Consider the following 13,857-nt stretch of genomic DNA (forward strand, 5'->3'; position numbering starts at 1 on the left):
CGGCGACAATACGAGGCGGTTACCGCGCAATTCCAGGCCCGTGAAGCACCGATGCATCAAGTCCACACTGCCCGCCATCGCGGCGAGGTGAACGCCTTCGGACGTCGTGCCGCCCTGGATGTCGTCGACGTCGGACTTCAGCAAATCCCCGAACCTGCACCTGATGATCCCGTTCGTGCGCACCCGGTGGGAGCTCGAAGAGTGCCTCGCCCTCGTCGACTCCAGCCCACTCGGCCGCCAGCGGGGATTACATCGGTGGGTGATGGCGGAGGTGCCCTCGGTCGTGCACTGGCTCCTCGGCCCGCACGGACGCCACCGGTTTTCCCACACGGAATCGTCGGTGCTGGTGGCCAGGGCGTGAATGCCGCTTCTCAGCGATCAACGAGGCTTCTCTGTCGGCGGGTATCGATGTGGCGGCGGAACCCACCAATTCCCGCGTCGGGCAGCAGTTGGTCGTAGCGTTGTGATCTGTGCGTGCCGAGTCCTTCGCCGAGAGGAGATCGTCGATGATTGAAGTGCTACCGGACATGCCCGATGGTGTGATCGGTTTCCAAGTGTCCGGTCGGCTCAGTGGTGAAGATCTGCGAGCCTTCGAGCCCACGCTGAAGCAGGAGTTGCAGACCGACGAGCTGCGGATCGTCGAGGTCATCGCACCCACCTATGAGGGTTTTGGCCCTGGCGGGCTGGTCGAGGACGTCAAGATGGGATTCGGCGCCTTGATAAGTCATCACTCGGCCTTCAAGAGGATCGCCGTGGTCACCGACAAGGAATGGGTGGTGCACACACTGCACGCCCTGGCCTGGATGGTCCCCGGTGAGATCGCGCTCTTCGGTCTCGACGAACTGGAGCAGGCCAAGGCCTGGGCCGCGGGCTGAGGCGTTGTCTTTGATGCTGTCCGAGGCGCGCCACTGACGTGCTGCTGCTCAGCAGAATCGTGCGCCGCGAGGTTGTCGGCCAGGACGGACGCACGATCGGCCGCGTCGCCGATGTGACCGCCCGCCCCGACGGTGATGCCGGTCTGCCCCTCGCTGAACACGTCGTGTTGTCCCGACGGCGAGGGCATCAGGTTCTGGTCCCGTGCCACGCCGTCAACTTCGTTCACCCGCAACACATTCGGCTGAACACCGAGGGTGAATCACTGTCTGTCGCGGCCGGCTCCCTGGCGCATGACGAGATAATGCTGGTGCGTGACGTCCTCGATACACAGATCGTCGATATCACCGGGCAGCGACTCACCCGTGTGGCCGACGTGGTGCTCGCCCGCCGCCACGATGGCCGACTGGAGGTCGTCGGCGTCGAGGTGGGATTCGATGCCGTGTTGCGTCGCCTGGGCCTCGGCTGGTTGGCGAAACGCCTCCCTGCCGATGCCGTCGCATGGACAGACTTACACCTGACGTCCGAGCGGGGGCATGCCATTGCGCTCGGAACACCCCGGTCCGCGATTCACCTACTCGATCCGCGCGCGCTGGCGGCACTCGTCGCGCGACTCGACACGGAATCCGCGGCCGAGGTCCTCGGCACCAAGGAAGCCGCGGTGGCCGCAGACGTCCTCCAAGCCAGCCACCCCGCTGACGCGGAACGGATTTTGCGAGCGTTGACCGAAAGTAAGGCCGCCGACGTCGTCGCTGCCATGCCGACCGACCACGCCACCCGGTGGAGGGACCGGTTGTCTGCCTCGCCCCTGTTGAGGAACAGGCACTTTCGCCGCTTCGGAGTGTGGCCGCGTCGGCGACGCGCAACGCGGCCGACGTGACGGTGATCAAGCGCCGCCGTCGGTTGGCGATCGGGGCGCTGGTGGCGGTGGTGGGTCCCGGGCTGCTCGCCGGTCTGTCCGATGATGACCCTGCCGGTATCACCACGTATTCGGTGCTCGGCGCCGACTACGGTTATCAACTGCTCTGGGTTCTGCTGCTGTCCACCCTCGCCTTGGTGATGTTCCACGTCCTTGCCGCCCGCATGGGCGTGGTCACCGGGCAGGGGTTGATCGGCCTGGTGCGCCAACGCTACGGCGTACGCGTCGGCGGCGCGGCACTCGTCACGCTGGTCGTCGCGAACGTCGGTACAACATGCGCCGAGTTCGCCGGGATCGCAGCCGGTTTCGAGCTATTCGGTGTCAGCCGATACATCAGTGTCCCTGTCGCGGCGCTGCTCGTCTCGACCCTGGTGCTGCGCGGGAACTTCCAACGCGTCGAGCACTTCTTGCTGCTGTTGTCGACAGTGTTTCTCGCCTACATCGCTTCGGGAATACTCGCTCATCCCGACTGGGGGGCCGCGGCACACGGGCTCTTGGTGCCGACGATGCCCGCCGACCGGGACGCCTTGGCAATCGTCACCGCCACCGTCGGCACGACGCTCGCGCCATGGGGACTGTCGTTCATCCAGTCATATGCCGTCGACAAGAAGTTGCGGGTCGAAGATCTGCGCTTAGAACGCGTCGACGTGGTGACCGGTGCCCTGCTGACTGGCGTGATCGGCTTTTTCGTCGTGGTGGCCTGCGCGGCAACCCTGTATCGCGATGGTCGCTCCATTACCGACGCCGCAGATGCCGCCCTTGCATTGCAGCCGCTCGCCGGCGAGTTGGCGTCGACCCTGTTCGGGATCGGGCTGATCGGCGCCGCTGTGCTGGCCGCATCCATTCTGCCGTTGTCGACGGCCTATTCGGTGTGCGAGTACGCCGGGGCCGAGGCCGCCTTGAATGACCCCTTCCGAACGGCGAGAACGTTCTATCTCACATTCGGCCTCGTCACGGTGCTCGGCGCGGTTGTCGTCATGGTTCCTGGTGCGCCGCTGGTGACGATCCTCGTTGCCACTCAGGTTCTCAATGCGATTCTGCTCATCCCTTTGATGGGCGTGATCATCGGTGTCGCGCGTGACGCTGACTTGATGGGCGAATTTCAGTTGAGCACAAGGGCCTCGGTGGCCTACGGCGTCACCGCGGCCGTCGTGCTGATGTGTGTGGTTGCTCTGGCGGTGACCGCCGGCTGGGGCTGAGAGCCAGGACGCCAGGACCGGAAGTCGATCACTGATCGTGGAGCAATGCCACATTGACGAGTTCCTGTGCGTGGACCAGCTGACGTTCGGCTTGTTCGATGCTCGATTTGAACTCGCCGTCATAAGCGTTCCGCGACCCTGCTGCCGCTGACAGGCACATGTGTGCGGCGGCGTGAGCGTCCTCCGCCGCTGCCGCCAACTCGCTGGTGAGTTCGGGGGTAGGCGCTGGCAGGTAGGTGTGCACATTGACGCCGGCGAGATCGTGCATTCGTTGGCATGCCTGCTCCAGACCTATCGGAGTCAGGCTCTCCATGGAGTGCCGGGCATCGGCGATGGAATCCTGTAGCTTCATGACAGGAGTATGCGCACGCTCCCACCACTGTGAGATGGACTGTCGCTCAGTGGGTGTCGTCGCTGCAGGCTGAGCTCGGTCACTTCCGCGATCTATCGCCACCACTGCCGCCAGAACCATCAGCGCGACAACAGCGCCCGCGCCGAAGAGGGCCCATTTCGTCCGGTACCACGCGGTCGCCTCCGGCCACCGCTCTTCTATAGGCGCCCCACAGTCGCCACAGAGATCGAAATCCGGCGGATTGTGATGGCCGTTCGGACATGTCACCATTTCTCAAGCCTCCTCGGACATTCCGCCTTGTGGGCGGCCCATAGAGATCATCCGACCCGGTCCAACATCAAGAACTGGTGAATCCCGAACCGCTCGAACGCCCGTGCACGCCGGGTCGAGAGCAGCCGGCCCGCGGTCTGCGCGTCGATGACTCGGGGTGCGACGACGTTGTAATTGCGACCGCCGCTTGTCACGATCGCTTCGCCGCAAGCCTGCACGTTGCGCAACCAGTCGACGTCGGTGCCGTACGGCAGCGGAAGAATGAATGCGTTGTCCACCTGATCGGCCACGACTGGAGTGGCGTAATGCCGCCCGGATCGGCGGCCGGTATGCCGGATGACGGAGGCATACCAGTGCTTGCGGCCTGCCAACCGCATCATCAGTGGATTCAGCAGGTATTTGTTGAACGTACGCACCTTGTCCTTGACCCGATCGACTGGGTTTGGAGGCATATCGCGATCCTCGACGACCGGCTCGTTGGTCGCATAGGGCCGTCCGGCCGACGTCCGAGGGCCAAATGGCACGAACCATAGACGGAGGCCGATGGGGCTTGATCTTGTGACTTTCGTCTCTATCTCCGTCGGTCAGTCGCGCCGATCATGAATGCGACAACCGACAGCGAGGATTGGGGATGCCGATGGTGCCGACTGACCGCGCCGATATGACCACTGCGGAGCTCGACACCATCGCCTGGCGGTTCCTTCGGTCCGAGTTCGCCGGTCGGATCTACTCCGATTGGTCGCTCGACCGCCGCCTCGACGCCTACCTTCTGCATCACGGCGGGGCCGACTTCCTCGTCGACGGATCGGCCTACGCCGCGCTGCTGGAGCGGGTGATGGTGAACATCGGGCCCGCCAGGCGCAGTGGTGTTCTTTCCCTACCGGATATGTGAGTCCTGCCATGACCGTCATCGAAAAGACCATCGAGGACTGGAAGGTCCGCCCCAACTACGCCGACTACGAGCAGACTCGGGCGGCGTTCCGCTGGTCGGCGGTCCCCGACCCCTGCGAGGGGATGGCGCGCGGCGGCTGCAATATCGCCTATGCAGCGGTCGACCGCCACGCCGACGGACCGCTGGCGTCGCGCACGGCCCTTCGGTTCGTCAGCGACAGCGGCCCCAGCGAGAACCTTGTCATCGAGGACCTCAGTTACGCCGAACTCGGCCGTCGCACCCGCAGGTTCACCAATGTGTTGCGGGGGCTGGGCGTGGGTAAGGGCGACCGCGTATTTCTGATCATGGGCCGCATTCCGGAGCTGTATGTCACGATGCTCGGCGCGCTGCGCAACGGCAGTGTGGTTTCGCCGCTGTTCTCGGCGTTCGGTCCGGAGCCCATCGCCACCCGCGTCACCATCGGCGAGGCGGCCGTCCTGGTGACGACGACGGCGCTCTACAAGCGCAAGATCGCCAAGATCCGCGACCAGCTGCCGTCGGTCCGCCACATTCTGCTGGTCGATGGGTCCGAGACCGAACCCATACCCGGCACGCTCAGTCTGGCGCCGCTTATGGACGAAGCCTCCGAATACGCCCCGATCGAACCCACCACCGCGGAGGATACCTCGCTGCTGCACTTCACCAGCGGCACCACCGGCACCCCGAAGGGCGCGCGCCACGTGCACGGCGCGGTGACAATGCACTATGTCACCGGGCTGTACGCCCTTGACCTTCATCCCGACGACATCTATTGGTGCACAGCCGATCCGGGATGGGTCACCGGCACCTCCTACGGCATCATCGCACCGCTGCTACACGGGATCACCTCGATCATCGACGAAGCCGAGTTCGACGCCCAGCGCTGGTATCGCATCCTCCAAGATGAGGGCGTCACCGTCTGGTACACCGCGCCGACGGCCATCCGCATGCTGATCAAGGCGGGTCCGGAAGTCGCTGCGCAATACCACTTTCCCCGGCTGCGATTCATCGCGAGCGTCGGTGAACCGCTGAACGCCGAGGCGGTGTGGTGGGGCAAGCGCGTGTTGGGTCTGCCCATCCACGACAACTGGTGGCAGACGGAGACCGGTGGGATCATGATCGCCAACACGCCGGCCTTCGACATCAAGCCTGGATCGATGGGTCGCCCGCTGCCCGGTGTAAACGCCTTTGTGGTGCGCCGCAACGACGACGGTTCGGTGTCGGCGATCGACCAACCCGACATCGAGGGGGAACTCGCCCTCAAACCCGGCTGGCCGTCGATGTTTCGTGAGTACCTTCATCAAGAAGAGCGGTATCACAAGAGCTTTGCCAACGGCCTGTACATGTCGGGCGATCTGGTCAAGCGTGACCGCGACGGATATTTCTGGTTCGTCGGCCGCGCCGATGACGTGATCAAGTCCGCGGGCCACCTGATCGGGCCGTTCGAGGTGGAGAACGCGCTGACCGATCACCCGGCCGTCGCCGAGGCCGCAGTGATCGGCAAGCCAGACCCCACGGTCGGGGAACTGGTGAAAGCCTTCGTCACGCTCAAGGATGGCTTCGATCCGACCGACGAGCTGCGTGCACAGCTGACCGGTCAGGCGCGTAAGCGCCTCGGCGCCGCGGTCGCACCGAAGGAAATCGAATTCGTCGAGAGCCTGCCGCACACGCGCAGCGGCAAGATCATGCGCCGGCTGCTCAAGGCGCGCGAACTCGGATTACCCGAGGGAGACACCTCCACCGTCGAAACACCGCAGCACCAGGAGGCCTCACCATGACCGACCAGGAATTGGCACGCGCCCTGCTCAGCGACATGGTGCGGGTGCGGCTGATGGAGGAGAAGTGCGCAGAGCTGTACAGCGCGGCCAAGATTCGCGGCTTCTTGCACTTGTACGTCGGTGAGGAGGCGGTGGCCGCGGGCTCGCTTCGGGTGCTCGAACCCGAGGACGCCGTGGTGGCCACCTATCGCGACCACGCTCACGCACTGCTGCGCGGCGTGCCGATGCCGAAGATCATGGCCGAGATGTTCGGCAAGCAGGAGGGCTGCTCTCGCGGACGAGGCGGCTCCATGCATCTGTTCGATGCGGGCGTGAGGTTCTACGGCGGGAATGCGATCGTCGCCGGTGGTCTGCCGCTGGCCGTGGGTCTGGCGCTGGCAGACAAGCAGCTGGGCCGAAATCGGGTCACCGCATGCTATTTCGGCGAGGGCGCCGTCGCCGAGGGGGCCTTCCACGAATCGCTGAACCTCGCCGAGCTGTGGCAGCTACCGGTGCTGTTCTGTTGCGAGAACAACCTCTACGCGATGGGGACGTCAATCGCGGTGGAGCAGTCGCAGACCGACATGACCGCGAAGGCGGCGTCGTACCGGATACCGGCACTCGCGGTGGACGGGATGGACGTGCTGGCCTGTCACGCCGCCGCTCAGGAAGGGGCCTACCACGTGCGCAGTGGCGCGGGGCCGTTCTTCCTGGAGTTCCTCACATACCGGTTCCGCCCGCACTCGATGTTCGACCCCGAACTGTACCGGGAGAAGAGCGAGGTCGAACACTGGAAGGAACGCGACCCCGTCCGCACCTTCACCGAAAGATGCCTGGCAGAGGGACTCTTGACCGATGACGACGTCGCATCCATGCGTGCCGCCGCCGAAATCGAACTGGCCGAAGCGGTCGACTACGCCGAGGCCGGCACGTGGGAGGACGTCTCCGACCTGACCCGCGATGTGCTCACTCCTGCGGGGAGTCGGCCATGAAGACGGCCTACCGCACCGCGGTGCACGATTCGATCCGCGACGCGATGCTCGCCGACTCACGCGTCTTGCTGATGGGCGAGGACGTCGGCGCTTACGGCGGCACCTACGCCGCGTCCAAGGGACTGCTCGAGGAGTTCGGGCCGGACCGCATCCGCGACACTCCACTCTCCGAACTCGGTTTCGTCGGTGTGGGAATCGGCGCTGCGCTAGGCGGTTTGCGACCGATCGTCGAGGTGATGACGGTCAACTTCAGCCTGCTGGCGCTCGACCAGATCGTCAACACCGCCGCGGCGCTGCGCCACATGTCGGGCGGTCAGTTCTCGGTGCCGCTGGTGGTCCGCATGGCCACCGGCGCCGGACGCCAACTGGCAGCCCAACATTCGCACAGCCTCGAGGGGTGGTATGCCCATATCCCCGGGATCAAGGTGGTGGCGCCGGCCACGGTGGCCGACGCCTACGGGATGCTGCCCACCGCGCTGGCCGATCCGGATCCGGTCGTCATCTTCGAGCACGTGCAGTTGTACAACACCTCGACCGACGTCGACGCGCTGGTGCCGACGGACATCGAGCGGGCAGCGGTGCGGCGCGTAGGCAAGGACGTCACGGTGATCACCTACGGTGGCAGCCTGCCCAAAGCTCTCGACGCCGCCAACGAGCTGTCGCTGTCCGGAATCGACTGCGAGGTCGTCGATCTACGGGTGCTGCGGCCCCTCGACGACGCGACGCTTCTCGAGTCGGTGCTCAAGACACACCGGGCGGTGGTGGTCGACGAAGGCTGGCGTACCGGCAGCCTGGCCGGCGAGATCAGCGCGCGCATCGTGGAGAACGCGTTCTACGACCTCGACGCACCGATCGCCCGCGTCTGCACAGAAGAAGTACCCATCCCCTACGCCAAGCACCTTGAGCAAGCGGCGCTGCCGCAACCGGAGAAGATCGCCGAAGCGGTTCGCAGTATGTTCGGTGACCGCCGATGATCGAGTTCACGATGCCCGCGCTGGGCGCCGACATGGATGAGGGCAAGCTCGACGAGTGGTTGGTCAAGCCCGGCGACGCGGTGACCCGCGGGCAGATCGTGGCCGTGGTGGAGACCACCAAGGCCGCCGTCGAGGTGGAGTGCTGGCAGGAGGGCACCGTCGTCGAACTCCTGGTGCCGGTCGGTACGACGGTTCAGGTGGGAGCACCGTTGGCGCGCTTGGCCGAACCGGGCGAAGCCGCCGAACCGGTACCGGTAGCCGAGCCGGTGGCAGCCGTCGCGGAAGTTCCGCCCGCCGTGGAAGTTCCACCCGTCGCGCAGGTTCGGCCTGTCGTGGCGCCCGCGCCGGTGGCATCCCCGCCGGTCCCACCCGTCGTCACGGCGCCCGAGCACCACCGGCGCTGGGTCTCCCCCGCTGCCCGCCGCCTCGCGCAGTCGATGGGGGTCGATGTCGAGGCGGTGACCGGCACGGGACCGCAGGGCGCCGTCACGCTCAACGACGTCGAACACGCCGCGGCGCATACCAGGACGACGCAAGCCCCGGCGCCCGCGGCGACCACGGCCCCTGCCGCGCAAGCGTTGTCGCCGAAGGAGCTGGCGGCCAAGCGGGGAGCGGAGATGCGCCGATCGATCGCCGCGGCGATGAGCCGGTCGAAACGCGAGATACCGCACTACTACCTGGCTCACGAGATCGTCCTCGACAAGGCCCTGGGCTGGCTGGCCGAGCGTAACGCCGAGCGGTCCATCACCGAACGTGTGCTTCCCGCGGTCCTTCAAATCAAGGCGGTCGCGTTGGCCGCCCAGCGGTTCGGTGAGTTCAACGGGTTCTGGCGCAACGACAGTTTCGAACCCGCAGCGGCGGTGCACGTCGGCGTGGCGATATCGCTGCGGGGCGGCGGTTTGGTGGCGCCGGCGATTCACGACGTCCCCGACAAGAAACTCGACGAGCTGATGGCCAACCTCACCGATCTGGTCGCTCGCGCCAGGGCGTTCTCATTGCGCAGTTCGGAGATGTCGGATCCGACCATCACGGTCACCAACCTCGGCGACCAAGGCGTCGATTCGGTGTTCGGGGTGATCTATCCGCAGCAGGTCGCCATGGTGGGCCTCGGTAAACCCGCGCAACGCGTATGCGCCGCGGACGGCGCCATCCGTATCGCCACCACCGTGCAGGCTTCGCTGGCTGCCGACCACCGCGCCAGCGACGGACACCGCGGCGCGTTGTTCCTCGCCGCTGTCGACGAAGTGCTTCAACAACCCGACCTCCTGGAGAAGTGATCACCATGCCTGTTACCGACGATGTCCGTACCACGGTGTTGTCCGAATTGACCACGATCGCACCGGAAGTCGACGCCGACGAGATCGAAGACACCGTCCTGCTACGTGATCAGGTCGACCTCGATTCCATGGATTGGCTGAACTTCCTGCAGCGCATCCACAAACGATTCAACGTCGACATCCCGGAGAAGGACTATCAGTCCCTGCGGACGCTCGATGATGTGGTGCAGTACGTCGAGGCTCGTGCAACGCAGACCAGTTGACGGCTCAGGCCATTGTGTGGGTCGGCGCGCGCCGTCGCAACACGGTCGCAGGCACATTACTGGGGTCAACCAGCTTGAGCATGCTGTACGACAGTCCTATCCCGGCGACGGGGTCTCCCAGAGGGTCCGTGGACTCAACTCCCGCGGGCCACGATGACCGGGACGCGAGCCGCGGCAGCGACCTCGGTGCTCACGGATCCGAGTAGCATCCCCGCGAACCCCCCGCGACCATGACTTCCGACGACGACCAGCTGCGCACGCTCCGAGAGTTCCAGCAGCCGGCGCGCTGGACCCTCGAACTCCACCACCGTGGTGACCTCGACGTCCGGGTAACGTTCCTGCCAACCCGCGAGGCGCTCCGATAGCGTCCTGCGTGCAGCCGCCAAAACGTCGGTCCAATCCATGCTGGACTTCGGCATGTCGGCGTCGCTCCAGACATGAAGCGCGATGAGATCGACACCGCGCCAGGATGCTTCGGTGAACGCCAGGGCGGTTGCGGCTTCCGATGATCGCGAGCCGTCGATTCCGACGAGCACGGGTAGCCGACCCGACGAGGCATGATCGTCGTGGACGACCGCGACCGGACAGTGAGCATGATGGATCAGCCCGGAGCTGACCGATCCCAACAGCGTGCGGCGCAATCCGGTCCGGCCTCGGCAGCCGACAACCACCATCTCCGCGTCCTTGGAGACGTCGACCAGCGTCGTTACCGGCCAGCCGAAGAACATCTCATCGGTTACGGTCAGTAGCGTTCTGCCGTCGGCGCTTTCGCGTGCCATGGCAACGGCATCCGCGAGTATGGCCCGCGCGTCATCCTCCTCCTGCTCGAGGACTTGCTGGGGGATCTCACCTGCGGGCCACGCCACCATGGCCGCGGCCACCGTTGACACGGCGTTGGCGTGAACGACGGTAAGCGGAAGCTTGCGCATGCTCGCGTCATGGGCGGCCCATCTGATGGCCGCCTTCGCCGAAGCGGAGCCGTCGGTGCCGACCACGACACCACGACGCTTTGTGTTCTCGGCCATCGGATCCCCTCTCCGCGTGCAGACACCGTGACGCCGGTGGCGGTGCCTGTTGTTGGCTGAGCTCCCTATGTCACCCGGCGTGTCAACACCGCTCCACGAGCTTGGCTATCGCGACCGTCACCCCGCCGGCGATCTCGTCCACGTCGGGGGTGGCGTCATAATCGGCAGTGACACCGAAGACCAGCTCGTCTGCGTAACTGAGGATCGCGACTCCCGTGCGCAACTGAAGCGCGATCGGCGGAATCGGCAGCACATGGAGGACTTCTCGGCCCAGGATCGTCATCCGCTTTCGGGGCCCGGGCACGTTGGTCGCCAGGGCGACGACGCCGCGCTGGGGCAGACGAGTCACCGTCCGGACGAACCATGCGGTCAACGGGAACGGGACGGCGTTCATCGCTGACATGGCGATACTCCCCGCTTCGCGCTGACCGCTCGCTTTCGCCTTCGTCAGACGACGGTGCACCGCCTGCAGTTGCTCGACCGGATCCTCCTTCTCCACGGGCAGGAACGGCAGCATGACCGAGACCCGGTTGTCGGTGATACCGACCGCGTCGTTCGCCCGAACCGACACCGGTACCAGCGTGCGCAGCGAGGTACGTGTCGGCTTCTCGCCGCGGCGGGTGAGCGCGGCGCGGTAGCTGTCGGTCAAGGCGGCCAGCGCGACGTCGTTGACGGTGACGCCATAGGCTTCGGTCACTTTGGTGACGTCGGCGAGGCCCACGCGCGCAGCACTGTAGCGACGCATCGCCGTGACGGGGCCGTTCAATGACGATTCGGTGGCAGGGCTGACTATTCCACCAACGAGCTCGGCAGCACCCTCGACGACCAGTGCCGCGGCGTTGGTCGCGTTCGCGGCCATCCGGATTAGTCCGCTCGGCCAGGTCAACGGATTCAGAACTGATTTCGGCGATGTGATCCGTTGGTGCGGGACTGTTTTCGCGGCGCGGATCTCCGTGGCGAACGTCTCCCCTTCTCCCCCGTCCGCCAGAGAGGAAAACATGTGCATCGTGGCGATGCCGTCGGCGATGCAGTGGTGGATCTTCATGAGGATCGCCCACCTGCCTTCGGCGAGACCTTCGACGATCCAGCACTCCCATAACGGCCGATCGCGGTCCAGGCGCCGCTCCATGACATCGGCAACGAACCTGTGCAGCGCATGATCGTCTCCCGGCTGCGGCAAGGCCGCCCGGTGGAGGTGATGGCTGATGTCGAGATCGTCGACCTCGACCCACTCGGGTGGCTGCAGGTCCAACAGGTGTGTATGCAACACCTGCCGAAACCTCGGCAGGTCAGCCAATCTGGCGGCCAAACCCGCTGCAATCGTGTCGTACTGCGGCATCGGGCCCTCGAGGATCGACAGCCCGCCGACCGCCAGGCTGATGTGCCGATCGGAATCCTCTGCCTCCAAGAACCCCGCGTCTAGGGTCGTCAAGCGTTGCACGGTTGCCTCCTTTTCGCCGGTGCGGTCGGTGTGGTTGCTATCGCTGGTCAGATTGCGGTGCAACATATCTGCTGCGCTTGGGCGACCGAATCCGCCAGGGAACGCGTGGTGTCGATCAGATGACCGCCGTAAACGTGGGCCGATCCCTGCGCAATCGCGGCTGCGATGTGGGGGGTTGCATCAGAGGTTGTCTCGGCTCTGGTTTCGATCCTCAGCGCCGCCTCCTCCAGCGGAGCCGAGCACGTGAGGATCACCAGCGGCGCACGCACGCGATCGGCGATACGACGGGCTCGCTCGCGCTGCTCGGCATTGCGCCAAGTCCCGTCGAGTATCACCGACCTGCCCGCGGAAAGCGTGTTGGTCGCTCGCCGCAGCACCTCCTGGTAGACCGCGCTGACATTCTGCGGCGAGTAGAGACCGGTGTTCACCTCGCCCACCGAACCTGTGATCGCGCCGGCGCCCTGCATCTGTTTCCGAACGTCGTCGGTGGAGATGACCTCAGCATCGAATAGTTCTGCCAGAGCCCGCGAAAGCGTGCTCTTACCCGTGCCCGGACCACCACCGACGATGATCAGCTGCACAGTCCCTGATCGAAGATGTTCGAACGCGATGTCAATGTGTCGCCGCGCGTCGGCACGCGCCTCGTCATGGCCCTGGTCGACGCGCACGCAGTCGACCTTCGCCCGGACCACCGCACGGTAGGCGATGTAGAAGTGTGTCAGGGCGCTCGGCGCCGTGTCACCGGAGTGCCGGCGATAGGAATCGAGGAACAGCTCGGCGAGGTCCTGGCGGCCTAGAAATTCCAGATCCATCGCGAGGAACGACACGTCGTCGACGGCGTCGACGAAACGGAGACTGTCGTCGAACTCCAGACAGTCGAGGATGGCGAGATGGTCACCGGGACAGAAGATGTCGTCGGCCAGCAGGTCTCCGTGCCCGTCAACCACACGACCCTGCGCTATCCGGCGTTCGAACAGCCCCGAACGGCCGGCCATGAATCGTTCGGCGAGGCGCCGGATTTCCCGGACCTGCTCCCCGAGCACCCCGCGGACGGTGTAGAGCGCGAGCTGGTCGAGGTTCTGTCGCCAGCGTGCGGCAACGGCGCCGGGTCGCCCGCACGCGTCGATGACCTCGCTTCTCGCCGCGTGCCGGTGGAATTCGGCGACCCTCTGGGCGATGGCGTCCAGTTGGTCGTACACCGGCCGACCGTCACGGATCATCGATGCCAGCCGCAACGAGTCGGCATAACGCCGCATCACGACCACGGGCTCGTCTGATCCGCCGTCCGGACCGGCGAAGTGGCCAACGCCGAGGTAGCTTTCGGGAGAAAGCCTGCGATTGAGCGCCACCTCGCGTTCGCAGGCCGCCGCCCGGAGCTCTGGCGTACGGAAATCCAGGAAGTCGGTGAGAACGGGCTTTTTCACCTTGTATGCCCTGTCGCCGACGAGCACCACGACACCGGTGTGCGTCTCACGGGCCTGCGCTTGCAGGTTGCCGGCATTGCCGAGCGCGACACCGCCGCTGTCCGCCTCCACTACCGATGCGCTCATGACTCGATCGTCCACTCCCGCCGGCAGCGCCGAACAGGGTCAGAAGCCCCGATGA

General features: G+C 65.5%; 15 protein-coding genes and 1 pseudogene. 10 read left to right on the forward strand and 6 right to left on the reverse strand.

Features of this window, described 5'->3' with window-relative positions; translation table 11 throughout:
- A pseudogene (locus tag AU198_RS26725) lies at positions 1 to 153 on the reverse strand (hypothetical protein); the annotation flags it as partial.
- Positions 154 to 163: 10 nt separating this feature from the next.
- Between AU198_RS26725 and AU198_RS26730 the strand changes: the two are divergent.
- The 4 genes from AU198_RS26730 (at position 164) to AU198_RS21125 (ending at position 2,991) form a co-directional block, all read left to right on the forward strand.
- Positions 164 to 361, forward strand: coding sequence for a hypothetical protein (locus AU198_RS26730; protein WP_064350534.1), 198 nt, complete (start codon positions 164 to 166; stop codon positions 359 to 361).
- Positions 362 to 506: 145 nt separating this feature from the next.
- Positions 507 to 875: a SpoIIAA family protein gene (locus tag AU198_RS21115; RefSeq protein ID WP_064350535.1), complete on the forward strand. Its 369-nt coding sequence runs from the start codon at positions 507 to 509 to the stop codon at positions 873 to 875.
- A gap of 38 nt (positions 876 to 913) precedes the next feature.
- On the forward strand, positions 914 to 1,753 hold the full coding sequence (locus tag AU198_RS21120) for a magnesium transporter MgtE N-terminal domain-containing protein (protein ID WP_064350536.1): 840 nt from the start codon (positions 914 to 916) through the stop codon (positions 1,751 to 1,753).
- Entirely contained in the window at positions 1,750 to 2,991 is a 1,242-nt protein-coding gene (locus tag AU198_RS21125) for an NRAMP family divalent metal transporter (RefSeq protein WP_231744743.1), read from the forward strand. Before AU198_RS21120 ends, AU198_RS21125 begins: the two co-directional genes overlap by 4 nt.
- 28 nt (positions 2,992 to 3,019) lie before the next feature.
- On the opposite strand, the gene AU198_RS25940 is transcribed toward AU198_RS21125, so the two are convergent.
- Both AU198_RS25940 and AU198_RS21135 read right to left on the reverse strand, forming a co-directional pair.
- On the reverse strand, positions 3,020 to 3,343 hold the full coding sequence (locus AU198_RS25940; protein ID WP_084377214.1) for a hypothetical protein: 324 nt from the start codon (positions 3,341 to 3,343) through the stop codon (positions 3,020 to 3,022).
- A 317-nt stretch (positions 3,344 to 3,660) separates the two neighbouring features.
- Positions 3,661 to 4,065, reverse strand: a complete 405-nt coding sequence (locus tag AU198_RS21135; RefSeq protein ID WP_064350703.1) for a nitroreductase family deazaflavin-dependent oxidoreductase — start codon at positions 4,063 to 4,065, stop codon at positions 3,661 to 3,663.
- Between the two features lie 185 nt (positions 4,066 to 4,250).
- On the opposite strand from AU198_RS21135, the gene AU198_RS21140 reads away from it, so the two are divergent.
- The 6 genes from AU198_RS21140 to AU198_RS21165 are packed head-to-tail and all read left to right on the forward strand — an operon-like array spanning position 4,251 to position 9,786.
- Entirely contained in the window at positions 4,251 to 4,505 is a 255-nt protein-coding gene (locus AU198_RS21140; protein ID WP_082691153.1) for a hypothetical protein, read from the forward strand.
- Between the two features lie 8 nt (positions 4,506 to 4,513).
- Positions 4,514 to 6,301 carry an acetate--CoA ligase gene (gene acsA, locus AU198_RS21145; protein ID WP_064350539.1) on the forward strand — a complete coding sequence of 596 codons (1,788 nt, stop codon included), beginning with the start codon at positions 4,514 to 4,516 and terminating at the stop codon, positions 6,299 to 6,301.
- Positions 6,298 to 7,272, forward strand: coding sequence for a pyruvate dehydrogenase (acetyl-transferring) E1 component subunit alpha (pdhA, locus tag AU198_RS21150; protein ID WP_064350540.1), 975 nt, complete (start codon positions 6,298 to 6,300; stop codon positions 7,270 to 7,272). Before acsA ends, pdhA begins: the two co-directional genes overlap by 4 nt.
- Entirely contained in the window at positions 7,269 to 8,246 is a 978-nt protein-coding gene (locus AU198_RS21155) for an alpha-ketoacid dehydrogenase subunit beta (protein WP_064350541.1), read from the forward strand. Before pdhA ends, AU198_RS21155 begins: the two co-directional genes overlap by 4 nt.
- Positions 8,243 to 9,523 (forward strand): dihydrolipoamide acetyltransferase family protein, encoded by a 1,281-nt coding sequence (locus tag AU198_RS21160; RefSeq protein ID WP_064350542.1) that lies wholly within the window; start codon positions 8,243 to 8,245, stop codon positions 9,521 to 9,523. The genes AU198_RS21155 and AU198_RS21160 overlap by 4 nt, the downstream gene beginning before the upstream one ends.
- Before the next feature lie 5 nt (positions 9,524 to 9,528).
- Entirely contained in the window at positions 9,529 to 9,786 is a 258-nt protein-coding gene (locus tag AU198_RS21165; protein ID WP_064350704.1) for an acyl carrier protein, read from the forward strand.
- Between the two features lie 134 nt (positions 9,787 to 9,920).
- On the opposite strand, the gene AU198_RS21170 is transcribed toward AU198_RS21165, so the two are convergent.
- The 3 genes from AU198_RS21170 to AU198_RS21180 all read right to left on the reverse strand — a co-directional run bounded on the left by AU198_RS21170 (position 9,921) and on the right by AU198_RS21180 (position 13,802).
- Positions 9,921 to 10,811 carry a universal stress protein gene (locus AU198_RS21170; protein ID WP_082691145.1) on the reverse strand — a complete coding sequence of 297 codons (891 nt, stop codon included), beginning with the start codon at positions 10,809 to 10,811 and terminating at the stop codon, positions 9,921 to 9,923.
- Between the two features lie 82 nt (positions 10,812 to 10,893).
- A complete protein-coding gene (locus AU198_RS21175) occupies positions 10,894 to 12,252 on the reverse strand; it encodes a WS/DGAT/MGAT family O-acyltransferase (protein WP_064350706.1) in 1,359 nt (452 codons plus the stop codon).
- 47 nt (positions 12,253 to 12,299) lie between these two features.
- Complete coding sequence (locus tag AU198_RS21180; protein ID WP_082691154.1) at positions 12,300 to 13,802, reverse strand: bifunctional aminoglycoside phosphotransferase/ATP-binding protein; 1,503 nt, start codon at positions 13,800 to 13,802, stop codon at positions 12,300 to 12,302.
- Positions 13,803 to 13,857 lie beyond the last annotated feature (55 nt).

The organism is Mycobacterium sp. GA-1199 (assembly GCF_001500045.1).
Taxonomy (GTDB): Bacteria; Actinomycetota; Actinomycetes; order Mycobacteriales; family Mycobacteriaceae; genus Mycobacterium.